The sequence below is a fragment of the Bradyrhizobium sp. UFLA06-06 genome (assembly GCF_054820065.1).
Window position 1 is genome coordinate 15,017 of the sequence record NZ_JADFUD010000067.1, and the last position, 23,703, is coordinate 38,719.

The 23,703-nt window shown below is 63.7% G+C and carries 19 protein-coding genes; 12 read left to right on the plus strand and 7 right to left on the minus strand.

What is annotated here, in order from left to right:
- Positions 1 to 984 carry a phosphotransferase enzyme family protein gene (locus IF803_RS35505; RefSeq protein WP_461195441.1) on the minus strand — a complete coding sequence of 328 codons (984 nt, stop codon included), beginning with the start codon at positions 982 to 984 and terminating at the stop codon, positions 1 to 3.
- The gene (locus IF803_RS35510; RefSeq protein WP_461195426.1) at positions 981 to 1,790 is read right to left on the minus strand and encodes an HAD-IIA family hydrolase; all 810 of its coding nucleotides are present in this window, start codon (positions 1,788 to 1,790) and stop codon (positions 981 to 983) included. Before IF803_RS35510 ends, IF803_RS35505 begins: the two co-directional genes overlap by 4 nt.
- A 407-nt stretch (positions 1,791 to 2,197) precedes the next feature.
- Here IF803_RS35510 and IF803_RS35515 point away from each other — a divergent pair, with 407 nt between their 5' ends.
- The 4 genes from IF803_RS35515 (at position 2,198) to IF803_RS35530 (ending at position 7,431) form a co-directional block, all read left to right on the plus strand.
- Positions 2,198 to 3,607 carry an ABC transporter substrate-binding protein gene (locus tag IF803_RS35515; protein ID WP_461195427.1) on the plus strand — a complete coding sequence of 470 codons (1,410 nt, stop codon included), beginning with the start codon at positions 2,198 to 2,200 and terminating at the stop codon, positions 3,605 to 3,607.
- 101 nt (positions 3,608 to 3,708) lie between these two features.
- Positions 3,709 to 4,689 carry an ABC transporter permease gene (locus tag IF803_RS35520; protein WP_461195428.1) on the plus strand — a complete coding sequence of 327 codons (981 nt, stop codon included), beginning with the start codon at positions 3,709 to 3,711 and terminating at the stop codon, positions 4,687 to 4,689.
- A gap of 2 nt (positions 4,690 to 4,691) precedes the next feature.
- Entirely contained in the window at positions 4,692 to 5,609 is a 918-nt protein-coding gene (locus IF803_RS35525; RefSeq protein WP_304496633.1) for an ABC transporter permease, read from the plus strand.
- A gap of 1 nt (position 5,610) precedes the next feature.
- Complete coding sequence (locus IF803_RS35530; RefSeq protein WP_461195429.1) at positions 5,611 to 7,431, plus strand: ABC transporter ATP-binding protein; 1,821 nt, start codon at positions 5,611 to 5,613, stop codon at positions 7,429 to 7,431.
- A gap of 4 nt (positions 7,432 to 7,435) precedes the next feature.
- Here the strand turns inward: IF803_RS35530 and IF803_RS35535 are convergent, their stop codons facing one another.
- Positions 7,436 to 8,842, minus strand: coding sequence for an amidase (locus IF803_RS35535; RefSeq protein ID WP_461195430.1), 1,407 nt, complete (start codon positions 8,840 to 8,842; stop codon positions 7,436 to 7,438).
- Positions 8,843 to 9,043: 201 nt separating this feature from the next.
- Here IF803_RS35535 and IF803_RS35540 point away from each other — a divergent pair, with 201 nt between their 5' ends.
- A complete protein-coding gene (locus tag IF803_RS35540) occupies positions 9,044 to 10,000 on the plus strand; it encodes a phosphotransferase family protein (RefSeq protein WP_461195431.1) in 957 nt (318 codons plus the stop codon).
- On the plus strand, positions 9,997 to 10,953 hold the full coding sequence (locus tag IF803_RS35545) for a choline/ethanolamine kinase family protein (protein ID WP_028341168.1): 957 nt from the start codon (positions 9,997 to 9,999) through the stop codon (positions 10,951 to 10,953). The genes IF803_RS35540 and IF803_RS35545 overlap by 4 nt, the downstream gene beginning before the upstream one ends.
- Before the next feature lie 27 nt (positions 10,954 to 10,980).
- Here IF803_RS35545 and IF803_RS35550 read toward each other — a convergent pair whose 3' ends face one another.
- The 3 genes from IF803_RS35550 to IF803_RS35560 all read right to left on the minus strand — a co-directional run bounded on the left by IF803_RS35550 (position 10,981) and on the right by IF803_RS35560 (position 13,706).
- Positions 10,981 to 11,772 carry an inositol monophosphatase family protein gene (locus IF803_RS35550; RefSeq protein ID WP_461195432.1) on the minus strand — a complete coding sequence of 264 codons (792 nt, stop codon included), beginning with the start codon at positions 11,770 to 11,772 and terminating at the stop codon, positions 10,981 to 10,983.
- A gap of 67 nt (positions 11,773 to 11,839) precedes the next feature.
- Entirely contained in the window at positions 11,840 to 12,871 is a 1,032-nt protein-coding gene (locus IF803_RS35555) for a helix-turn-helix domain-containing protein (RefSeq protein WP_028341166.1), read from the minus strand.
- A 13-nt stretch (positions 12,872 to 12,884) separates the two neighbouring features.
- Entirely contained in the window at positions 12,885 to 13,706 is an 822-nt protein-coding gene (locus IF803_RS35560) for a DeoR/GlpR family DNA-binding transcription regulator (RefSeq protein ID WP_028341165.1), read from the minus strand.
- A 352-nt stretch (positions 13,707 to 14,058) separates the two neighbouring features.
- On the opposite strand from IF803_RS35560, the gene IF803_RS35565 reads away from it, so the two are divergent.
- The 6 genes from IF803_RS35565 to IF803_RS35590 all read left to right on the plus strand — a co-directional run bounded on the left by IF803_RS35565 (position 14,059) and on the right by IF803_RS35590 (position 21,478).
- The gene (locus IF803_RS35565) at positions 14,059 to 15,402 is read left to right on the plus strand and encodes an aspartate aminotransferase family protein (RefSeq protein WP_028341164.1); all 1,344 of its coding nucleotides are present in this window, start codon (positions 14,059 to 14,061) and stop codon (positions 15,400 to 15,402) included.
- Positions 15,403 to 15,512: 110 nt separating this feature from the next.
- Complete coding sequence (locus tag IF803_RS35570; RefSeq protein WP_461195433.1) at positions 15,513 to 16,820, plus strand: glutamine synthetase family protein; 1,308 nt, start codon at positions 15,513 to 15,515, stop codon at positions 16,818 to 16,820.
- Between the two features lie 33 nt (positions 16,821 to 16,853).
- Complete coding sequence (locus tag IF803_RS35575) at positions 16,854 to 18,239, plus strand: aldehyde dehydrogenase family protein (RefSeq protein ID WP_461195434.1); 1,386 nt, start codon at positions 16,854 to 16,856, stop codon at positions 18,237 to 18,239.
- Between the two features lie 9 nt (positions 18,240 to 18,248).
- Complete coding sequence (locus tag IF803_RS35580; RefSeq protein ID WP_028341161.1) at positions 18,249 to 19,421, plus strand: iron-containing alcohol dehydrogenase; 1,173 nt, start codon at positions 18,249 to 18,251, stop codon at positions 19,419 to 19,421.
- Positions 19,422 to 19,424: 3 nt separating this feature from the next.
- A complete protein-coding gene (locus IF803_RS35585; RefSeq protein ID WP_461195435.1) occupies positions 19,425 to 20,255 on the plus strand; it encodes a type 1 glutamine amidotransferase in 831 nt (276 codons plus the stop codon).
- Complete coding sequence (locus tag IF803_RS35590; RefSeq protein ID WP_461195436.1) at positions 20,252 to 21,478, plus strand: allantoate amidohydrolase; 1,227 nt, start codon at positions 20,252 to 20,254, stop codon at positions 21,476 to 21,478. The genes IF803_RS35585 and IF803_RS35590 overlap by 4 nt, the downstream gene beginning before the upstream one ends.
- A gap of 581 nt (positions 21,479 to 22,059) precedes the next feature.
- Here IF803_RS35590 and IF803_RS35595 read toward each other — a convergent pair.
- Positions 22,060 to 23,280: a hypothetical protein gene (locus IF803_RS35595; RefSeq protein WP_411780263.1), complete on the minus strand. Its 1,221-nt coding sequence runs from the start codon at positions 23,278 to 23,280 to the stop codon at positions 22,060 to 22,062.
- Positions 23,281 to 23,703: the final 423 nt, after the last annotated feature.

Here is a 23,703-nt window from a genome sequence, read left to right on the forward strand (position 1 = left end):
TCACAATCCGCGCAGGAACCGGTCGCCGAGCGCGACCGTTCCGTCGGTGTAGCCCGTACCCAGGCGTCGTGCGGTTTCGGTGTCCGAATGCGAAGCGAGCCAGGCCGTCAGCAGCATGCGCCTGAGCATCACGAACGCAGGCAGCATGGCCTCGTCGTCGCGCGAGACCGGTGCGACGGTCCGGTATCCCGCAAGCCACGACTGCTGGAGCAGGTCTATCACCGGCTCGTGCTCGATGAAGCTGACGGCCGCGGCGAAGTCATAGAAGAACCACGAGAAGCCGCAATCGTCGAAGTCGATGACGCCGAGCCGATCGCCTTCGACGAGCAGGTTGGCGAGGCGGAGGTCGGCGTGAACGAGGCCAAACCGCTGCTCGTCCCGTCCGTAAGCCTCGATGCGCCGTTCAAGTTGGTCGGCGACCCTCTGCAACAGCCTGCGGCCATCGTCGCGCAGGCCAAGACCGGCGCGCCAGTCACCCCATAGTGGCCGGCGGCCCAGCATGGCATCGAAATCCCAGACTTTGCGCTGGAACGTTGATGGCATTGTCCATCGGCGGCTGTGCGCGTGAAGCCGCGCGCTGGTCGCGCCGAGCTTGCCGAACCAGGTGGCCAGATCGTCCGAGGCGTCCGGCTCCTTGCCGCTGAGGAATTCGAACGCAACGACGTGTCGCGTCGCGCCGCTCAGGGGAATGGGGCACAACAGGTGTCCCTCCCGATCGGCGACCGGGCGCGGCGTGAGCACCACGTTGTCTGCGATCAAGGCGTCGATCCAGGCGAGCTCGGACGCAATCTCGTCCGGCGAGTGATAGCCGGGCCGCTGCACGCGCAACACGAGTTTTTGCCGCGAGGCCGGATCCTGCACGAGAAACGTGGTGTTCTCGGAATGGCTGAGAAAGGCGAGCGTCGATTGCGATGATAGTCCCCAGCGCGGCAGGCTCGCGGCGAGAGAGGCCTGCATGCTCTCGATGAGGCCAGGAGTCATCATCGCGGCCAACCGACCGTCTCGGCGGGCGCGAGGTCAAGAAGGCTCGCGATGATGCGATCGGGAACGACGCCCGCAACCGCAATGAAAGGGACGTCGCTGGTGAGCAGGATCGACCGTATGCCGGCGGCCTTTCCTGCCGCGATATCGGTGCCGAGCTGGTCGCCGACCATGACGGTCTCATGCCGGGCAGTGCCGAGATGCGCCAGCGCCTGTTCGATCAGGAGCGGTTGCGGCTTGCCTAGCACGATCGGCTTGGTATTGGGCACGGCGGCCGCAACCGCGGCCGTGATCACGCCGACGCAGGGATCGTAGCCGTCATGAACCGGCGTCAGGACATCGGGATTGGTGGCGATGACGGTTGCGCCGGCGAGTGCGGCCCTGACCGCGGTGCGCAGTTTGGCGTAGTCGAGCGCGGCATCGAATCCGAGCACGACGATCTTGGGCTCGACGCAGGTCAGGCGATAGCCACTGTCCTCGATCGCCTCGAGCAGTGGTCGTTCGCCGATCGCAAACACTGGCGTGGTGCGCGGCCAGCGCCGTTCGAGCAGGGACGTGACCGCCGAAATCGTCGTGAAGACCTGTGACGGCTCGGCCGGAATGCCGATGCGGCTCAGCTTGGCGGCAAATTGCGCGGCGGATTTCGTCGAATTGTTGGTGACGAACGCGTAGGGCAGGCCCCGCTCGCTCCATCCGCGAAATGCCTTGACGGAGTCTTCGATCGGAGTGTCGCCGCGATAGGCGACGCCGTCGAGATCCGAGATGATGCCGCGAATGGGATGGTCGGCCAGAGCAACACGCTGTTCCAATGCTGGGATTCCGTTCAGTTCCGCGAGCGTGATCATATGGTTGCCGGCATGGCGTTGCTGCTCTGTGCATCCATCATTTGTGTGCTGCACATTGGAGAGGCGTCCTTGCCTTGCCGTTGTGCGCCATGCTTCCGGGAGCGGAAAATCTCGGTGCGCGACTGCGGCGCCCCGGGAGTGTCAGCAACGGAATCGTGGAGCAGCAGGAATCGGGCGATTGCGGCCTTTGGTCTAGGCTTTGCGGGCGTGAAAGCCACGATTTGTGCAAGACGATCGAAACGGCTGAGTGCCTTGCGGCCTCGAGAGCAGTTTCAGCGTTGCCGAAATCATCGAGGGATTACCATATGATCAACCGCAGAGACTTGATGTTAGGGCTGTCTCTTATACACATCTGACGCTGCCGACGAACTATGTGTATAAGAGACAGTACCAATCTCGGCCAGCTCATCGTCGAGGGCTTTGTGTTCGGCTATCTGACGCGGGCGCCGATGCGGCCGGAGAAGCCGGACGAGCTGATCTTCGAGCTGGCTGAATCGATGAAGCCCATCGACACCTATACGATGGAGGTGAAACTCAGGAAGGGCGTCAAATTTCATGACGGGACCCCGTTCACAGCGGCCGACGTCAAGGCGACCTATGAATATGGCTGCCAACCCGATCGTCCGGCGCAGTGGTACCCCGGTCTCGTCACCGTCGACGTCGTCGACGACTACACCTGCCACATCAACACCAAGGCGCAGGGCTATCCGGCGACGCTCTACTACTACCTGTCGTCCTTCCTGCCGATCATGTCGGCCAAGGACGTTGCCAACAAGGCGCAGCTCTCGGCGCGCATGAACGGCACGGGCCCCTACAAATATGTCGAGCAGAAAGGCGACACCACCGTTCTCGCCGCCAACCCCGACTTCTTCCTCGGCGCAGCGAAGATCCCGGGTGTCGAGTATCACTTTGTCGGTGACACCACGACGCGCACGCTGTCGCTGTTGAACGGCGAGGCCGACATCATCGAGCGGCTCGAGCAGGAGCAGGTCGAGACCATCTCGAAGGATGCCCGCTTCAGCATCCACAAGGCGGTTTCAGTCGAAAACAAATACCTGTTCTTCCGCTGCTCGAAGAAGCCGTTCGACGATCCGCGCATTCGCCTCGCCGCATGCTACTCGATCGACCGCAAGCAGGTGCTCGACGTGCTCGGCGTCTCCGGCATCTATTCCAAGGCGCACATCTCGCCGGTCAAGTTCGGCTATGCCGAGGTGGCCGACTATCCTGAATTCGATCCGGACAAGGCGCAGAAGCTGCTCGCGGAGGCCGGTTTCCCCAAAGGCCAGGGCCTACCCGAGCTCACCTATTACACGTCGGTCGGCTTCTATCCGAAGACGAAGGAATATGCCGAGTTGATTACCGGCATGCTCCAGGAGCAGGGGTTCAAGGTCAATCTGCAGACGCTCGAAGTCGCTGCATGGGGCAATTTGCTTTACGACAAGCCCGGCGGCGGTGAGGGCAACATGATCGACTGCGGCTGGTGCACCGGTTCGCCCGAGCCGGATCTCGTCCTGCGCACCCACTTCCACTCCTCCTCCAAGCGCATCACCGGCATCGTCGACAAGGACATCGACGCAGTGCTGGACAAGGAGCGCAACGCCACGACAATCGAGGAGCGCAAGAAGATCCTGCAGACCGAGACGCTGCCGACCATCGCCAGGAAGGCCCCGGCGCTCGCGTTGTTCACCTCGGTCTTCATCCATGCCTACAGCAAGAAGCTGGATGGTCTGTACATCTATCCGAACGGCATGCAGGACATGACCAAGGCAACACTGGCATGATGATTGCTCGGCAGGCCGGGTACGCCCGACCTGCCGGTTCGCGGACGCAGGCCGGACGGGTCGGGCCTGGTCCTCATGAATTGCAAAGGTAGCTCTTCTCGATGTTGATCCTGGAATTCCTGGTCAAGCGGATCGCGCAGGGCATCCTGATTGTCTTCATCACCTCGTTGATCATCTTCACGCTGCTGCGCGTGGTGCCGGGCGATCCCGTGCGCCTGATCGTCGGCGGCATGGCGCCGGCCGACGTGGTCGAGAAGGTCGCGACCAAGATGGGGCTGCGCGACCCCATCATCGTGCAATATGGTCGGTACATGCGCGGGCTGGTACAGGGCGATCTCGGGCAATCCTATTTGCGGCCGCGCAGCGGCATGATCGCGACCGGCGGGCAGTATGTTGACCCGACCAAGTCGGATATGGCGCCGGTGATCGATCTCATCCTCGAACGCCTGCCGTTCACGCTGCAACTGGGCGGCATGGCGCTCGTGTTCGCGCTACTGCTGTCGTTTCCGATCGGCATCGCGGGCGGGCTGCACCAGCATCGCTGGCAGAATGCGTTGGCGTTCGGAATGCAGTCGCTGTTCGTCTCGATTCCGAATTTCTGGCTCGCGATCGTTCTGATCCTGTTTCTGTCGGTGAAACTGAAGGTGCTGCCGGCGCTCGGTTACCAGGGATTTTCCTATGTCATCCTGCCGGCCTTCGTGCTCGCGGTGGAGATCGCCCCCTTCATCATCCGCACGCTGACGACCTCACTCGGCGAGGTCATGCAAGCGCCGTTCATCGATGAGGCGCGGGTGCGCGGCCTGTCTCGCCGCCGCATCGTCTATTCGCACGCCCTACGCAACGCGGCAGTGCCGCTGGTCAACCTGCTCGGGATCCAGCTTTCGACGCTGATCGGCGGCGTTCTCGTGATCGAATACATCTTCGATTATCCTGGCCTCGGCAATCTGACCGTGGTCTCCGTCGTCGGGCGCGACTTTCCAGTCATCCAGGGCATCGCCATCACCACCAGCGCCGTCTTTGTCTTCATCAATATCATCGTGGATTTGGTCGCTTATCTGATCGATCCCCGCGTGGAGATCTGATCATGACGGCCACCACGATCATCGCCGAGGAGCCCGCCTTACCGGCGGCCCCAACCCGTTCGGTCAACCGCCGCATCATGGCCGCCGCCTGGCGCATGCCGAGCTTCAAGATCGGCTTCATCATCTTCATGGCGCTGGTGCTGGCCTCGGCCATCTATCCCGAGGTGTCCTCGATCAGTGCGACCAAGATGGTGGTGAAGGACAAGTTCATGTCGCCGGTCTTTCTCGGCGACAAATGGACCTGGGATCATCCGCTGGGTACGGATCAGCTCGGCCGCGACATGCTGATGCGCAGCCTGATCGGCCTGCGCTATTCGCTGCTGGTCGGCGTCGTCACGGTCCTGCTCATCTTCGTCATCGGCTGCGGCCTTGGCCTGTTTGCCGGCTTCAAGGGCAAATGGTGGGACACCGTCATCATGCGGATCACCGATGCCCAATTGTCGATTCCGATGATCATCCTGGCGATCACCATTCTCGGCGTGTCGCGGCCGACGGTGCCGACCATCATCATCGTGCTGGCGCTGTCCGGCTGGCCGCTCTACGCGCGTGTGGCGCGCAGCGCCGCGGTCACCGAGCGCGGCAAGGAATATGTCCGCGGCCTGCGCGTGCTCGGCGCCGGGGACTGGCGGATCCTGTTTCTGTTCGCTGCGCCGAACATCCTGCCGCCGATCGCATTCGTCGCCGTGCTCGACGTCGCACGCATGATGATCTTCGAAGCGATCCTCGGCTTCCTGGGGCTCGGCATCCAGCCGCCGACGCCGAGCTTCGGCAGCATCATCGCCGACTCCCGCAAATACCTGATCAATGCCTGGTGGATCGCGACCACGCCGGGCGTGTTCCTGGCTATCGCGCTTACCTCGATCAACCTGATGGGGTCGGCGCTCGAGAAGGCGCGCAACCGGATCTATGGAGGTCTCTGAGATGGATCTCTCGCTCATTCTGGAGGTCGACGACCTCACGGTCAGTTCTGCGACACCGGGCGCCGCGCCGATCCTCGATCATATCTCCTTCCGCCTCAACACGTCGGAGATCTTCGGCATCTATGGCGAAAGCGGCGCCGGCAAGACCGTGCTCAGCCGCGCATTGGCGAACTGGCTGCCGGAAAGTCTGGCGTATCGCTCCGGAGGGGTCACGTTCGCCGGCCACGACATTCTCGGCGCCGGGGCGCGCGAGGTGCGGATCGGCCGCGACATCGCCTATATCGGATCCAAGCCGCAAAGCTCGCTCGATCCGACGGTACCGGTCGGGACCCAGATCGCGGAAAAGCTGCACAGCGTCAGGCCCGAATGGAATCCGCGCGAATGTCGCGAGCGGGTCGTGCAGCTCCTCGGCGAGGTCCGGATTCCATCGCCGAAAGAGCGCTATTGGGACTACCCGGCAAAATTTTCCGGCGGCATGATGCAGCGCGCGATGATCGTGGATGCGATCTGCGCCGAGCCCGCCGTCTTGATCGCCGACAACATTACCCAGCCGCTCGATGTCACCATCGCGGCACAGATCGTGGCGCTGCTGCACGACCTGTGCCTGCGCCACAGGATGGCGACGATCTACCTTTCGTCGTCCTTGCCCACGCTCGGCCAGTTCGGGGACCGCACGGCCGTGCTCCATCAGGGCCGGTTCGTCGAGCAGCAGGCGTTCGCCGACCTGCTCGCCGCGCCGCAGACCGACTACACGCGCAAGGCCATTGCCAGCGTGCCGCGCATGTGGGCGACCACGGAGGGCCCGCCGGCCCGCCGCAAAGCGCAAGACGAATTGCCCCTGATGAAGGTGGAACACGTTGTTCGGACCTATCGCGCACGCAAGCGGGGGACGTTCAATACCTACAGCAACGTGCAGGCAGTACGCGGCGTGACGCTCGACATCATGCCGCGCGAGAATTTCGGCATCGTCGGGGAATCCGGCTGCGGCAAGTCGACCCTCACACGCCTACTGGCCTGGCTGGAGGTTCCCGACAACGGCAGCATCGTCCTCAATGGCACGTCGCTCGGGACGTTGTCGCCGCGCCAGCTGATCCGCACCCGCAGCGAATTCCAGCTGCTGCTGCAGGATCCGTACAACGCGCTGCCGCCGCGCACCACCGTCGGCCGCATGATCGAGGAGAGCCTGCTGATCCGCGGCAATGTCGCCCGCGCGGAGCTGCGCAGCCGGGTCATCGCGGCGATGGCCGAGGTCGGTCTTGCCGCCGAGCTCTATGACCAGCTCCCGAACGCGCTCTCCACCGGCGAGCGCCAGCGCATCTCGATCGCGCGCGCGCTGATCCTCGATCCCAAGCTGCTGATCCTCGACGAAACCTTGTCCGCGCTGGATCAACGCGAGCAGTCAAGGCTGATCGACCTTTTCTCGAAGCTGCAGGAGAAGAACGACCTCACCTATGTCTTCATCTCCCATGATCTCGCAATGGTGCGCAGGGTCTGCACGCGCATTGCCGTGATGTATCTCGGTGAGATGGTCGAGATCGCCGACAACCGCGAGCTGTTCTTCGATCCCCAGCATCCCTACACCAAGGCATTGCTCTCGGCCGCCCCCACGCTGGAGGAGAAGCCGTTCAACCCCGCGGACTTCCTGCTGGAGGGCGAGCCGCCGAGCCCGATCGATATCCCGGCGGGATGCAGCTTTGCCTCGCGCTGCCCGAAGGCGTTCGGCCGCTGCCGGCTGGAGACGCCGAATCTGGTCGAACGCGCGCCCGGGCGCTTTGCCGCCTGCCACCTCCTCGACGGCGAGCCGGCGCAGGCCGCGGCCTGAGCGCTCAGGGGCGCGGCTTGAACGGCCAGTTCATCGCGAACGAGCGCATGTCTTCCAGCGCCTTGGTCACCTGCAGCACGCCGAGATCGTCGAAGCGGTGCCCGGTCACCTGGACGCCGATCGGCAAATGGCGGGAATCGAATGCCATGCAGACGGTGGAGGCGGGCTGGCAGGTCTGGTTGAACATTGCGGTGAACAGCGTGTGCGCGAGCGGCATCTCGCGCGACACGCCGGGCTCCTCGGCCGGGAAATTCACCACCGGCAGCGTCGGGGCGATGACATAGTCCCAGCCCTCGAAGGCCGCGAGCATCGCCGCCTTCATCTTGGCGATCTGGCCCAGCGCCCGGTAGAGGTCGGCGCCCGAATGTTTCGCCCCACCAAGGCACCATGCGCGAACGTAGGGATTGATGTCGCGTGCGGTGTCGCCATGCGGCGGCAGCGATGCATATTCGAGATAGCCGCGCACCTGGAGGAACAGGTCGATCGGCGCATAGGCGTCGTCGGTGAGCGGAGAGGTGAACGGCTCGACGATCGCGCCGGCGCCCGCGAGCAGCTTGCCGGCCGCTTCGACCGCGCTGCGAACCGTAGCTTCGGCCTTCATGCCGAAGCCCATGTCGGTGAGGACGCCGATCTTCAGTCCCTTCACGTCGCGCTTCAGATGCTCGTGATAGCGCACGCCATCGGCGGGCAGGCTCCAGGTGTCGCGCTCGTCCTGCCGCGTCAGCACGGTCAGGAGGCGCGCGATATCATCCACGCTGCGACCCATCGGGCCTGCCATGCGCATGGTGTCGGCCGGCAAATGCGGCACACGGCCATGGGTCGGCTTCAGTCCGGCCAGTCCGCAATGGGCGGCCGGAAGGCGGACCGAGCCCGCGATATCGGTGCCGACGGAAACATAGCCGGCGCCAGCGGCGACGGAGGCGCCTGCGCCGGCCGACGAGCCGCCGGTATTCCAGGCGAGCCCCCAGGGATTGCGGGTAACGCCGTGCAGCGAGCTGATGCCCGACGCCATCAGCCCGCAATCCGGCATCGTGGTCTTGGCAAAGATCACCGCGCCGGCCTCGCGGAGCGCGATCGCCGGCGGCGAATCGTAGTTGGAGGGCGGCAGGGCACGGTTGGCGCCGATGCCGTGAAAATAGGGCCAGCCGATCATGGCGACGCTGTCCTTGACGGTCATGGGGACGCCGTCGAGCGGACCCAGCGCCGCTCCCGCCTTCCATCGCGCTTCCGAGCCTTGCGCGCTTGCCATGGCTTGCTCCGGACGGAAGCAGAACAGCGCATTGATCGCGGAATTGACCGCCTCGGCATGGCCGAGCACGGTTTGCAACACCTCCACCGGCGACAATGCGCGCGATGCGTAGGCCTCCGTCAGCCCCGCAAGGCTCATCCCGATCAGTTCCGCAGCAGACATCTTGGCCTCGACAAATGGTGTTCTGGATCAGTGTCCGGATAGCGAAAGTCGCCCCCGTCGGGGTAGTGCCGCTGCCGCAAGGGCATGATTTGGTGGAGTGCGAGGCATCCCTTTTGCATCTGTCTTGATCGAATTTGTCATCAAACCGGGAGGCCCGCGACAAGCGGGCCGAACGACACCCGCGAGAGATCAGAAGTCGTCATGAGCCAGTCTGGAACGCAAATCGCCACGGTCCGGAACTACATTGCCGGGCTCCCGGGATGGGGGACGGGCGATATTGTGATCGAGCCCGCCATTCCGGTCCTCGCCTCGCCAAGCTGGCGCGGGGTCGACGGCGCTCCCTGGCGCGCCACCAGGAATGGAAGCGGCGAGAGCATCTTCATCAAGAGCATGGATGCGGATGCCAGGCTCTACATCGACGTCGCCTGCGCCTTCGAGGCGGCCCGACGCGCATCCGATCTCGGTATCGGTCCCAAGGTGCTTGCGGCGGATCCGGACGCGGGACTTCTGGTCATGGAGGATCTCAACCGTGGCTGGCGGGTCGGCACGCTGGAGCGGATGCTGGAGCCGAAGATCGTCGACGCGGTCATCGCGGCGCGGCGCCTGTTCCAAGCAGGGGCGCCTCTGCCGCGGCGCATGGGAGTCTTCGATGAGATCGAGCATTTCTACGAGGCGGCAAAGGCCGCGAAGGCGCAACTGCCCTCGGATGCGGAATGGCTGGTCAAGGAGCTGCGTTTTGCGGCCGATGCCTTGAGGAAACTCGACATCAAACCGGTGCCAATCCATGGCGATGGCAATGTCTCGAACATCCTGATCAGCGACACCGGCGAGGTTCGCCTGATCGATTGGGATCGCGCCACGACGGCCGACCCGCTGGAGGACCTCGGCAGCTTCCTCGTCGAAGCCTTCGCGCAGGAACCGGAGGCGCGCGAGGCCTTCAGCCGCAACGCCGGCGGATTCGACGAGCGCGCATTCAGCCGCGCCCGCATCTACGGCATGGCGGATGATCTGCGCTGGGGCCTGATCGGCGCCGTGCTCGCCGCGCGGTCGGCGCGCAACACCTTTGAGTTTTACAAGTTCGCCAGCTGGCGCTTCGTGCGTTGCCGCATGACGGTCCGGGAGCCGCGCTTTGGCGAGATGCTTCGGAGGATCGCATGACTGTCCGCAGGAAGCTCGGCGAGGGAGCGACAGTCCACGAGTGCAATGTCGAGGCGGCGATCGCCCGCGTGCCGCAATGGCACGGCAAGGGGGCGGCCTATACCCCGCTGGTCGGCGGCCTCATGAATCAGAACTGGCTGGTCGAGATATCCGGCGATGGACGGCGCTACTTCATCAAGGTGCCCGGCGAGGGCTCGGAGATGTTCATCGATCGCGTGACCGCCAACGAGGCTGCGCGCAACGCCCACGCCATGGGCGTTGCGCCCGAGGTGATCTTTTTCGACGCCGCGGACGGGCTCGAGATCAGCGAGTTCCTCGAAGGCTATCGCGCCTGCACCAATGCCGATTTCGGCGATGCCACCATCCAGGCCGACGTTCTCGACCTTTACCGCCGCCTGCATGCCGGCCCGAAGCTCGGGCAGACCAAGACCATCTTCGACATGATCGAGGAACATATCGAGCAGGGCAGGGAGCTCGGCGCGCATTTCCCGCAGGACATGCCCTGGCTGATGCATCGCTACAATCAGGCCAAGTCGGCGTTCCTGGCGTCGGGTCTCGATCTTGTGCCGTGCTTCAACGATCCGATGCCGGGCAATTTCCTGATCTCGGCGGAATCAGGCGCCCCAAAGCCGATGAAGCTGATCGACTACGAGTTCGCTTCCAACAACGAGCGTAGCTATGAGCTCGGCGTCCTGTTCGCCGAGATGTTCTTCGACGAGCATCTGACGGAGGCCCTGATCGAGCAATATCTGGGCGAGGTGCGGCCGCAGATGGTCGCGCGCGTGATCCTCAACCGGGCGCTCGCCGACATGAAATGGGCGTCATGGGCGGTCGTGAACCGGAAGCTCAAGGACTGGGATTTCGACTATCAGAAGTACGGCGTCTGGAAATACATGCGCGCCCGTGACGTGATGTACGATCCCCGCTGGGACGGCTGGTTGCGGCTCGTCTGAGCCGCGCCGCAGGATGGTTTCCGCAAACTATTGATCGAGGATCGCGAGTGCCTGCTCGAGCAGGCTGTCGTTCGCAGCCGCGATGACCCGGCCATCGGAGTCCGGCGACAGCGGTTGCCCCTGCCAGTCGCGGACGATGCCGCCGGCGCCCTCGACCACCGGAATCAGCGCCATGAAGTCGAACGACTTGAGGGAGGTTTCGACCACGAGATCGCAGTGGCCGGATGCGAGCAGGCCATATTGGTAGCAGTCGCCGCCAAATCGCCGGAACATGGCTTTCTGGCTCAGCGCGTCGTAGCGAGCCCAGTCGCCCGGCGTGAAGAAGTCCGGCGATGACGTGTAGATCTGTGCGTCTTCCAGTCGCGTCGTGCGGCTCACTTTTGCCTGCTTGCCGTTGAAGGTGGTGCCTTGCCGGGTGCCGTACCACCGCTCCGCCAGTGCGGGCATATCGATCATGCCGGCGGCGACCGAGCCGTCTTTCTCGTCGGCGAGCGCGACGAGCGTGCCGAACAGTGGCATGCCGGAGATGAAGCTCTTCGTTCCGTCGATCGGATCGAGATACCAGGTGTAGCGGTCCCCGGCAGTCGATCCCGTCTCCTCGCCGAGGATGCCGTGATCGGGGAAGCGCGCGCCGATCAGTCGCCGCAGCTCCATCTCGATCGCACGATCGGCGACGGTGACCGGCGTCAGATCCTGCTTGCGTTCGAAGTCGACGCTGGAGCGGAAGTGCGTCACGGCGATCCTACCGGCGACGTCGGCAAGTTCGTTGAAGAACGAGGCTAGCTCGCTTGCGGATAATCTGTCTTGAATGTCGTCCAATGATCGCTCCGGGCGGGAGGCGCGCCGGCGTCGCGGGACGCTCGACGCCTTGCCTTAGGATGGGGCGCTACGCCGTCTCGTGGACCGGCTGCTTGTCGATCTCCCAATAGGGGGAGCCGTATCCGTTGCGCGGCGCCACCCGGGCAGCAGGGCTCTTCGGCTGCGGCGAGCGCGCGCTTGCGGCCGGCTGCGGCGGCGCCACCGGCGTCTGGCGAACGTCGCGCGGCGCCACCTTGAAGTGCCGGCTGAAGCAGCGCGAGAAATGCGATACGTTCTTGAAGCCGACCTCGTAGGCGACCTCCGAGACGGTCCGCCGGCCCTTCGGGTCGGCGACCAGGATCTCATACGCCCGCTGCAGCCGCTTGGTCTGAACGAACTGGCTGACCGTGGTCTCGTTGTCGTTGAACAGGCTGTAGAGATAGCTGAGCGAGATGCGGCTCGAAGCCGCGATCTTCTTCGGCGACAGCGACTGGTCGCCGAGATGGCTCTCGATGAAGTCTACGATCCGGCGGCGCAAATGATAACGCGCGTTGCGTACATCGGTTGCCGCGCCGCGATCCTCTGATCCGATCGTCAGCGCGACGAAGCTGATCATTTCGGTCGCTAGCGCCTGGGGGTTCGGCGGCGGCGAGGCGACGAACAGCTCGGCCACGCTGCGGATCATGCCCGCGAGCAGGTGCGTCATCTGTTCGTTCGGCTTGAAGCGCCGGCTGATGTGATCTTCAACCGAGACCAGCCGGCCGCGCAGCTCGGCGGCCGGAATGCGCAGCATCAGGAAGCGCGCGGTCTTGTCGGACGACAATTCGTAAAAGGCGAGCTCGCTGAGCAGGACATATTCGCCGGGACGGGCGATCCCGATGCGGCTATCCTGGCTGAATGCGACGCATCCGGTCAGGGGAAACACCAGCACATAGGCGGCATCGTGGATGCAGGCGACGCGCTCCCAGTTGCGGGCAAAGGCGTGATCCGGCCCGATCAGCTCGAGATCGAGGCGTCCGATCCGAGTCCGCCAATCCTGCGTGGGACCGGGGTCCTTGTCGTTACCAGCATGAAGGCCGGTGTGGTCCTCGCAGGAAGCAACAGATGTCAGGCGTGCCATGGCTGGGCCTTTCTCAGGGTTGCGCAACAATGATCTCCGTTCCGGCCGCACGGAGAGCGGTTGCCAGAGCTCCCTCTGGTTGCCGATCGGTAACCAGACGATCGATATCGGTCCAATGTGCGAACACGGTGAGCGCACGCTGGTCGAACTTGCTGTGATCGGCCACCAGGATGGCCTCCGCGGCGCGCTTGGCCATGGCGCCATAGATGGCGCCGGCCTCGTCGTCGGCATCGTTCGCACCGCGCGCGCTGATGCCGGTCGCGCTCACGATGGCGCGGTTGGCCTCATAGCTGTTGATGTTCGCGATCGTCTGCGTGCCGAACACATAGCCTTCGGTGGGGTGATAGCGGCCGGGACAGCAGAGCACGCGGATCGACGGATTGACGGCCAGCGCGGCCGCGATGGCGTAATCATGGGTGATCACGGTGATATCGTGCGCGCGTGAGGCCAGCCGTCTTGCGATGTGAAACGTGGTCGCGCCGGCGCCGAGCATCAGTACCTCGTTCGGCAGGATGAGGTCGACGATCATCGCGGCCATTGCCTCGCGCTCGGCGATCATGATCGCCTTGCGATCGGTCAGCGCCGGCTCGAGTGCGAAGGGACGGGACGCCCCGCCATATGTGCGGTTGATAAGCTTCTGCTGTTGAAGCTCCATCAGATCGCGCCGGATGGTCTCGCCGGAGACGCCGAGCACGGCGGCGAGCTCGGAAGCCCGCAGCGTCGGCGCGGCGGTGAGTTGCGAGATGATGTGCTTGTGGCGCGCGAGCTTCGAGAGGCGGTCGCCGTCGGCCTTTCGTGGCCGCTTGTCGGCCGCAGCAGGGGCGTCATTAGTCATTCCGCTGTCTCTCCGGCTGCAAACCTCTCCAGCGTCCGCCTCATGATCGTTCCTCAAGCGATGTTGTGAGTCCACACCAATTATGTGGCATATTCCCCATTTTTTGGGCGCCGCGCTGCCTATGCTCTTCGCAAAGGGATCGCAGTGATCGCATAAGATACTGAAACATATGGAATATGTTTTTGGAATGCGGAGCGCATGCCTGACGTTCTGATGTCTTGTGCCTGCAATCCGCTTTTCAATTGTGGGAATTTGCACATGGATCCAAGGTCGTAGCGGAACGGCTGGGGCATGATCGCTGCAGGGGACGGCTTTGGTCCGCGCAGGCCGCGGGCCAAAGGGAAGGCGGGCGATGCAGCAGGAAAAAGAGATTCTGGCGTTGAACGCCTTCGATCAGGGCCGGGTGTCGTCAATCGACCCGGCGCTCGGCGAGGCGGTGCAACGGCGCCTGCGTTCCTTCGGAAAGGCCTCGGTCCTGTTCTATCAGGAGCCGATCCGGATGGCGCGCGCTGAAGGCGTTTACATGTTCGACGTCGATGGCCGGCGCTATCTCGACCTCTACAACAACGTCCCGTCGGTCGGGCATTCGCATCCGCGCGTCGTCGAAGCGATCAGCCGTCAGGCCGGCCTGCTCAGCACGCACACACGCTATCTCAACGACGTCGTCGATGGCTATGCCGAGCGTCTCCTTGCGACGTTTCCGCGCGGGATCAATCATCTGGTTCTGACTTGCACCGGCAGCGAGGCGAATGACCTGGCGCTGCGGGTTGCGAAAGTGGCGACCGGGCGGACGGGCTTCATCGTCACGGAGACCGCCTACCACGGCAACAGCACAGCCGTGACCGATGTCTCGCCGTCCTCGCGTCCCGGTCAGCCGCTGCCGCCCCACGTGCGCGCCGTTCCCGCACCCGAGATGTATCGCAATCCGGTCGGCGATCCTGGCCAGCGCTTCGCTGAGAGCGTTGCCGCAGCGATCACCGATCTTGAGCGCGGCGGCTTCGGCTTTGCCGCGCTGCTGGTCGACACGATCTTTTCGAGCGACGGTATCTATGCCGACCCTGCCGGCTTCCTGGCACCCACCGTGAAGCTCGTCCACGACCGTCAGGGACTGTTCATCGCCGACGAGGTGCAGCCCGGCTTCGGACGAACCGGGGCGGCGATGTGGGGCTTCGCGCGCCATGGCGTCGTCCCCGACATCGTCACGATGGGCAAGCCCATGGGCAACGGCTTTCCGATGGGCGGCGTCGCCATGCGCGCCGCGCTGCTCGATGGCTTCGCCGCGGAGGTGAAGTACTTCAACACCTTCGGCGGCAACCCGGTGGCCGCGGCCGCAGGCCTTGCCGTGCTCGACGTCATCGAGGACGAGGGCCTGATGCAGAATGCGCTCGAGGCCGGCCGTCAACTGATGGATGGATTGCGTGAGATCGGCAATCGCCACATGACCATCGGAGACGTTCGTGGCGCCGGCCTGTTCATCGGGCTCGAGCTGGTGCGCGACCGCGACAGCAAGGAGCCCGCGGCGGAGCATGCGAGCCTGCTGATCAACCGCCTGCGCCAGCGCGGCATCCTGATCGGTGCTGCGGGTCCCTTCGGCAATACGCTCAAGATTCGTCCGCCGCTGTGCTTCGGCAAGGACCACGCCGACATATTCATCACCGCTTGCGACGAGGAGTTGCGCGAGATCGCGGCGTCCTGACGCGATCGCCGATAGCCCGCGATGTCACCAAAGCCGAAGATTTGATCACCATGGATGCAAGAAGCATAAAAACCGCCGCCGAGGCGAAGGCTCTTGTCGAGGAGCGGGGCTTGTCCCACGTCAAGCTCGGCATCGTCGATCTCGACGGTGTCATTCGCGGAAAATATCTCGCGCGCGACAAGTTCGTCGGTGCGCTTGAGGCGGGCTTCAGCTTCTGCGACATCGTGTTCGGCTGGGACTCCAACGACCAGATGTACGACAATGGTGCCTTCACCGGCTGGCATACGGCCTTTCCCGACGCGACCGCGCGCATCGATCCTTCGAGCTGCCGCGATGTGCCGACGGAAGAGAACATGCTGTTCTTCCTCGGCGAGTTCGAGGGCGCCGCGGCCGGGCTGTGTCCGCGCCGGCTGCTGCGCCGCGTCATCGATCGCGCCGAAGCCATGGGGTTCTCGCCGTCCGTGGCCGCGGAGTTCGAGTTCTTCGTGTTCGACGAGACACCGCACAGCGTGCGCGAGAAGGGCTTTCGCGGCCTGAAGAATCTCACGCCGGGTTGGTTCGGCTATTCCATGCTGCGCGCCTCCGTCGAGTCGGAATTTCATCGCTCGCTGCTCAAGCTCTGCAACGAGATGGACATGCCGGTCGAAGGCCTGCACACCGAGACCGGACCCGGCGTGCTGGAGGCCGCGATCCAATACACCGATGCGCTCGCCGCTGCCGACCGCGCCGTGCTGTTCAAGACCTTCTCCAAGGTCTGGGCCGAGCGTCAGGGCAAGATGCTCACCTTCATGGCCAAGTGGTCGAACACCTATCCCGGGCAATCCGGGCATCTGCATCTGTCGCTGCGCGACCGGGACGGCAAGCCGGTCTTTCACCAGGGCGGCAGACCCGGCAACATGTCCGACATCATGCGCTGGTTCGTCGGCGGCCAGCAGGCGCTGCTGCCGGAGCTGCTTGCGATGGTTGCATCGACCGTGAACAGCTACTCGCGCCTGATCCCCGGCTTCTGGGCGCCGACCGACGCGACCTGGGGAATCGAGAACCGGACCTGTGCGTTGCGCGTCATTCCCAGCAAGCCGTCGAGCCAGCGCGTCGAGTACCGCGTCGCCGCCGCCGACATCAATCCGTATCTCGCGATCGCGGCTGCGCTTGGATCGGGCCTCTGGGGAATCGAGCACCGGATCGAACCGGACGAGCCGATCACCGGCAATGCCTATGACCGCAAGCATCCGCCCGAGCGCGCGTTTCCGCGTACACTGTCGGAAGCGGCTTATCGGCTGGTCGCTTCGCAGGCGGCGCGCAACCTGTTCGGCGACGTCTTCGTCGATCACTACGCGATGACGCGGCAGTGGGAGGAGCGCGAGTTTCGCAAGGCCATCACCGACTGGGAGCTCGCGCGCTACTTCGAGATCATCTGAGACCGATCCTGCTTCGAAGACGAGTGACATCACGTGAACGATATCGTCTGCATTTCTCCGGTCGACGGCAACGAGGTTGCGCGGCGGCCCGTCGCAACCGGTGCTGAGGTCGCAGCGGCTCTCGCGCAAGCGCGGAAAGCGCAGCAGGAATGGTCAAGGGTGCCGCTCGCCGAGCGGAAGGCCATGATGCTCGCCTTCCTGCACGAGATGCGGGTGCAGAACGACGAGGTCGTTCCGGAACTCGCGATGCAGATGGGCCGGCCGGTGCGCCATGGCGGCGAACTGCGTAGCCTGGAAGAACGCGTCTGCGCACTGGTCGAGCTCAGCGATGAGGCGCTGGCGCCGATCGTGCCGGCCGAGCGTCCCGGCTTCCGCCGCATGATCAAGCGCGTCCCTGCCGGCATCGTGCTGGTGATCGCGCCCTGGAACTATCCCTATCTCACGGCGGCTAACACCATCGTGCCGGCGCTGCTGGCCGGCAATGCCGTGATCCTGAAGCATGCCGCACAGACCCTGCTGGTCGGCGAGCGCTTCCAGGCGGCACTGGACCGGGTTGGCCTGCCCAGGGGCTTGTTCAGGACGCTCACGCTCGACCATGGCATGACCAGGGAGTTGATCTCATCGCGCTCGGTCGACCACGTGAACTTCACCGGCTCGGTCGCCGGCGGCCGGGCGGTCGAACGGGCAGCAGCCGGGACATTCATCAGCCTTGGGCTGGAGCTCGGCGGAAAGGATCCGGCCTATGTGCGGCCGGACGCCGATTTCGATTTCGCGGTCGAGCAGCTCGTGGACGGCGCCTTCTACAATTCTGGCCAGTGCTGCTGTGGCATCGAGCGGATTTACGTGCATGAGCGCATCTATGACTCCTTTGTCGACGCCTTTGCCGGCCTGACCGCGCGCTACCGGCTCGGCAATCCGCTGTCGCAGGACACAACGCTCGGCCCGATGGCGGCGACACGCTTTGCCGATACCGTCCGCGCCCATATCGGCGAGGCCGTGGCAAAAGGCGCGCGGCCTCTGATCGATCCGGCCCGGTTTCCGGCGGACAAGGTCGGTACGGCCTATCTGATGCCTCAGGTCCTGGTCGGCGTCGATCACTCCATGCAGGTGATGATGGAGGAGAGTTTCGGGCCCGTGGTCGGCCTCATGAAGGTCTCCTCCGATCAGGAGGCGATTGGCCTGATGAACGACAGCCCGTATGGCCTGACTGCATCGGTCTGGACCGAGGACGCCGCCGCAGCGGAACGCATCGGTGACGGTATCGCAACGGGCACCATATTCATGAACCGCTGCGATTATGTCGATCCCGCTTTGGCATGGACCGGCGTCAAGGACACCGGACGTGGTGCCGCCATGTCGCGCCTCGGCTTCGAGGCGCTGACGAGACCCAAATCATTCCACCTTCGCATCGAGCACTGAGAGCAGCACATGGACGTTCAGATCACCGGCGCCTGGAATTTTCCGACGCGCGTCGTCACCGGCGCGGGCCGCATTGCCGAGCTTCCCGAGGCGTGCAGGACCAACGGCCTCACCAGGCCGCTCCTGGTTACCGATCACGGGCTCGCCAAGACCGATCTCATCGCCGGCATCGTCGACCGCGTGCGCGAGTCGGGCATCCCGCTCGCCGTGTTTTCCGACGTGAAGGCCAATCCGACCGAAACCAACCTGACGGCCGGCGTCGAAGCCTTCAAGGCCGGCGGTCATGACGGCGTGATTGCGGTGGGTGGAGGTTCGGCGCTGGATGTCGGAAAATGTGTGGCCTTCATGGTGGCGCAGTCGCGGCCGGTCTGGGATTTCGAGGACGTCGGCGATTGGTGGACGCGCGCCAACACTGAGGGCATCGCGCCGATCATTGCGGTGCCGACGACGGCAGGCACGGGGTCCGAGGTCGGCCGCGCCGGCGTGATCACCCGTGAGGATACCCATGAGAAGAAGATCATTTTCCATCCCATGATGATGCCCAGGATCGCAATTGAGGATCCCGAGCTCGCGGTCGGTCTCTCGCCGTTTCTCACCATGGCAACCGGCATGGATGCGCTGTCGCACTGCTTCGAGGCCTACTGCGTCAAGGCATTTCACCCGCTTGCCGACGGCATCGCGCTGGAAGGGATGAAGATCGTCGACAGCTATCTGCCGCGTGCGGTCGAGAACGGTCGCGACCTCGAAGCGCGCGCCTACATGTTCGCTGCGGCCTCGATGGGAGCCACTGCGTTCCAGAAGGGGTTGGGCGCGATCCACTCGATATCCCATCCGGTCGGCGCCCGATACGACACTCATCACGGGCTGACCAATGGTGTGGTCTTCCCTTATGTCCTGGTCTGCAACAAGGCTGCGATCGCCGACAAGATTCCGCACATTGCCCGCGCGCTCAACCTGCCGGGTCAAGACTTCCATGCCGTGCTGTCCTGGCTGCTGGCCTTCCGCAAGAAGCTCGGCGTGCCGCATACGCTCGCCGAGCTCGGGGTGAAGGAGACCGATGCCGGAACGATCGCGGCGGATGCCGTCAAGGATCCGACGGCGGGTGCCAATCCGCGGCCGTTGACCGAGCCGGAGTTCAAGCAGCTGACGCTGGCCGCCATTCGAGGCGATCTTGGAAGCTGAGCCGTGCTGAGGCTGCTCGTTCTCGAGGGCAATACTCTGGCCGGCCGGCGACGGATCGCCGAGACGGCGGGCGCAATGCCTGCGGAGAGCTATGCGGCGGTCCTGCGGTCGCTTGCACCTCGCGTCGTCGTCGACATCGCGACGCCGGCGGATGCGAGCTTCGCGCTGCCGCAACCGCTCGAAGCTTACCACGGCATCGCGATCACGGGATCGACCCTCAATATCTACCAGCGGGAGGTCGAAGCGCTGCGGCAGATCGACCTCGTGCGCGAGATCTTCGTTCGCGGCGTGCCAATGTTCGGCTCGTGCTGGGGCTTGCAGCTCGCGACGGTCGCGGCGGGCGGCGAGGTCGGTCTCAACCCGGCGGGACGCGAGGTCGGATTCGCGCGAAGGATTATGCTGACGGCTGAAGGCCGCGCTCATCCCATGCATGCTGGTCGTGCGGCGGTTTTCGACGCGCCGGCCATCCACAGCGATATTGTCACCCGCCTTCCGCAGTCCGCAACCGTCACCGCCTGGAATACCATGTGCGAGGTTCAGGCGGCGGAGATCCGTTTCGGTCGCGGGCTATTCTGGGGCGTGCAGTATCATCCCGAATATCGCCTGCACGACGTCGTCGCCGTCATCCTGCGCTACGGACAGCTCCTGGTTGACGAGGGTTTCTTTGCCGATCTGGACGCGCTCGCGCGTTATGCCGCCGACCTCTCGGCGCTCGACGTGGACGAACGGCGTGGCGATCTCGCCTGGAAATTGGCACTTCACCGCGACATTCTGAGCAATGATTGCCGGCAAACCGAGCTGAGGAACTGGATCGCATCGCTGGAGCAGACATGACCGCATTGCATGACCTCATCGCGCGCTTTGCCAGGATCGGTGCGACCGACGACGGTGGCGTGTGTCGGCTGGCTGGAACGGCGCGCGACAAGGAGGCAAGGGACCTCTTCTTGCACGAGATCGCCGAACGCGGCCTTGTTCCAAGGATCGATGCGATCGGCAATCTGTTTGGCGTGGCGATGCTGGCGCCGGCGTCCACGGACGTCGTCATGACCGGCTCGCACCTCGATTCCCAGCCGACGGGAGGACGATATGACGGGGTCTTCGGCGTGCTCGCCGGGATCCTTGCGGTCGAGGCCGTCAGGGAGCGTTGCCGTGCCAATCCCGGCGCCGCGCGACGCAACCTCGCCGTCGTGAACTGGACCAATGAGGAGGGCGCCCGCTTCCAGCCCAGCCTGACCGGCAGCTCGGTTTTCGCCGGCGCCCTGAGCCTGAAGGATGCATATACGTGCAGCGACGCAGAGGGCGTCACCCTGGGCGAGGCGCTGTCCGCGATCGGCTATTGCGGGACGACGCCGCTCGAACACAATCCGGTGCGCTATGTCGAGTTGCATGTGGAGCAGGGCGATCGCCTGGAGCAGGCGGCCGCCGACATTGCCGCAGTGTCCGGCGCGTGGATGACGCGCAAGATATCGGTGATGTTCGAAGGCGACTACTCGCACACCGGACCGATGCCGATGGCGCTCCGCCGCGACGCCCTGCGCGCAGCGGCCCGGGCGATCGAGGCGCTGTACCAGGAGATCGCGAGCGAGACAGCGGGCGCCCATGCCTCCGCGGCGCGCATCAGCGTTTATCCCAACTCGCCGAATGTCGTGGCGGGCCGTGTTCGGGTCTGGTTCGAGATCCGGCATGAGGACGAAGCCGTGGTCTCAGCGATCAGCGACCGCTTTCTGAGGCGAATTGAGCGTGAGTCGGGCGAGATTGGCGTTGGTCTCTCGATCGTAGCCGACGAGAGGCGAGCGGGGACCGTGCTCGATCCCGGCGGCGTGGCACTGGTCCTTTCTGCCGCCGCGGATCTCGGTTTCAAGGCCATGACGCTCAAGACCATTACCGGCCACGACGCGCTGGCGATCCAGAAATCTGTTCCGTCCTCGTTGATCTTCGTCCCGAGCCAGGGCGGGCTCAGCCACAATCCGCGCGAGTTCACGGCGCCCGCGGCCCTCGACAAGGGCTACGCCGTGCTGACCGAGGTGCTGTGGAGAATGGTCACCGCGAAGGCGTGAGGCGTTTCGGGTGCGATGATCCCATGGGCGATGAAGGGACACCACCCGACAAAGTTGATTTGCTGGCGGGCCCGGCGGGACTCGAATCTGCAACCAGATGAGCGACGAGCGTCTCTGACACGAACTCCTGACACACCTCCGGCGTCGTGAACGATTTCGGTGCGCGAACTTGCGCACGAACGAAAAGAGCACGTATCTGGTGCGGTGGCCGCGCTGCGGGCAACCGGGACCCAGTAAGATCTTGATCTTCTTGGTGGGCCCGGCAGGACTCGAACCTGCAACCAGACCGTTATGAGCGCAGCGAACATCCGGAATATCTGAGCATTTTCAACAAAGCTCGCGCATTCTTGCGCACGTTCGTGCGCGTTTGTTCACGGGGTTTCTGTGGGATTTCTGGTGGGCGGCTTTTCTTTCCTTGCGGCTGCGGCCCATTTGATCATGTCGGCTTTCGGGTGGAGACCGGAAGTCATGCGCCGTCGACAGAAACGACGCGATTGACCAAATTCGGACCTATCGAAATCGAAAAAGCACTTAACTTGGATGGGACTGAAGGGCTGAGACGGGCGCCACTGCGGCCTTAACTACGGAAGTCCTTTTGTCGCCGTAAAGGGATTGAACCCCCGTTCTGCAAGAGCAGCCCACGAAGCTGCGCCAAGATGTGGCAATCGGAAATAGAGCCGTGGCTTGGCCGGATCGGTATCCAACATGAACCCAGTCGGTAGCCCTCGGACACTTGTGGCATAGAATCCGGCATCCGGCGACCTCTGGGATTCGATGACAGCGACCAACGATTTTGCCTCTCCAGTCCTGCCGAGCAATTCCAGCAAGAGAGCCATTTGGCCGGTCCCTTCGGTCCACACACCATCTCGGTCTTCACCGTAAGAAAAGCCCTTGTCGACGCTCATTCGCTGTTCGGCGGTAGTAATTGCCGATGCAAATTTCTTGGCCGCTCCGGCGAGTGCCATTAAGGGCCAGACTTGAGCATCAAGTGCCAAAATCGGATTGCGCGTGACGCCGTCTTCGGCGGTGCCTGCTGCGAAACAGGCGCATGCCGGATCCCACATCGTATTTACGAAGTGCTCAGCAGCTGTTGCCATATCACGCCAGCGCGAATCGCCCGTGCGGGTTGCAAGAAGGCCAAACGCGGCGGCGAGGTCAGTATTGTGTTCGGTCGATTTCCATGTCCGTACGTCGGGCGTCGGTTCGTGCCCAAAAGTACCGCCCGTGAAACCGCCAGTACCGCGCGTGTCGGCCCATTGCGCGACCCAGGTGGCAAGCCGTGCCGCACCATCGCGGAACCGAGAGCTGGCACTCACATCGTCAATCGATAGCAAAGCCAACATTGCCCATGCAACGTTGCCATTATCGCTGCCCACCTGATATCGATCTTCTAACCACTTGTTCTGAGTATTGTCCCACCAACCCGGAAGTTTGGCGAAGCCACTCGCCACCACACCCGCGGCGTAAGCGTTCCGGAGCCGTCCATCATGCCAGGTCCGGTCGTTATCGATGGCCCAGAGAATCGCCGTGCCGATCCGAGATGCTTTGTCTCGCTCACCGCAACCGACCAATGCGATGGCGGCCACCGCATTGTCATAAAGGTATGCGGCGCCATGGAGAGGCCCCGATTCCACGGTCGGATAGCTGGGCAAGAACAACGGCCCTGGCGGTGCCTTGTCGATTAGACCAGCGAGGTAACCGCATGCAGACGCTTCTGGTGTTGCTAAAGCCCGTAGTGGAGTGGCGGCAATAATGATTATGAAAGTCGTTACGATCCATACGGAGGTTTCTATTCGGGCCACTTGCTGTTCTCCGGGGTGGACGATGATCCTATATACCCATCGGCGATATCTGGAAGTGGCCCATCTTGGACCTGCGAACGTCGCCAGCCAATGTCCGATTGTCGCGCAGAAGCAGACGTCGTAGCAGCCGACTTTCCTGTTGAATGACGTACGAGCACGCCGTCTCAGACGGCCAACCATATGATCGTCATTTGCGCGAATCCGTCCGCGTTCGACGACATTCGTTCGACTTCGTCGTAGAATATCTGTGGGGAAAATCACCGGCAAAGCGGCACGCAGTTCGGTAAGTGTTTGATCTTCTGGTGGGCCCGGCAGGACTCGAACCTGCAACCAGACCGTTATGAGCGGCAGGACAAGGGATGCGGCCGTTGATTTTTCAGCATTTTTTGTGATGGTTGGCCGCGTTTATCGCTCTTGGAGGGA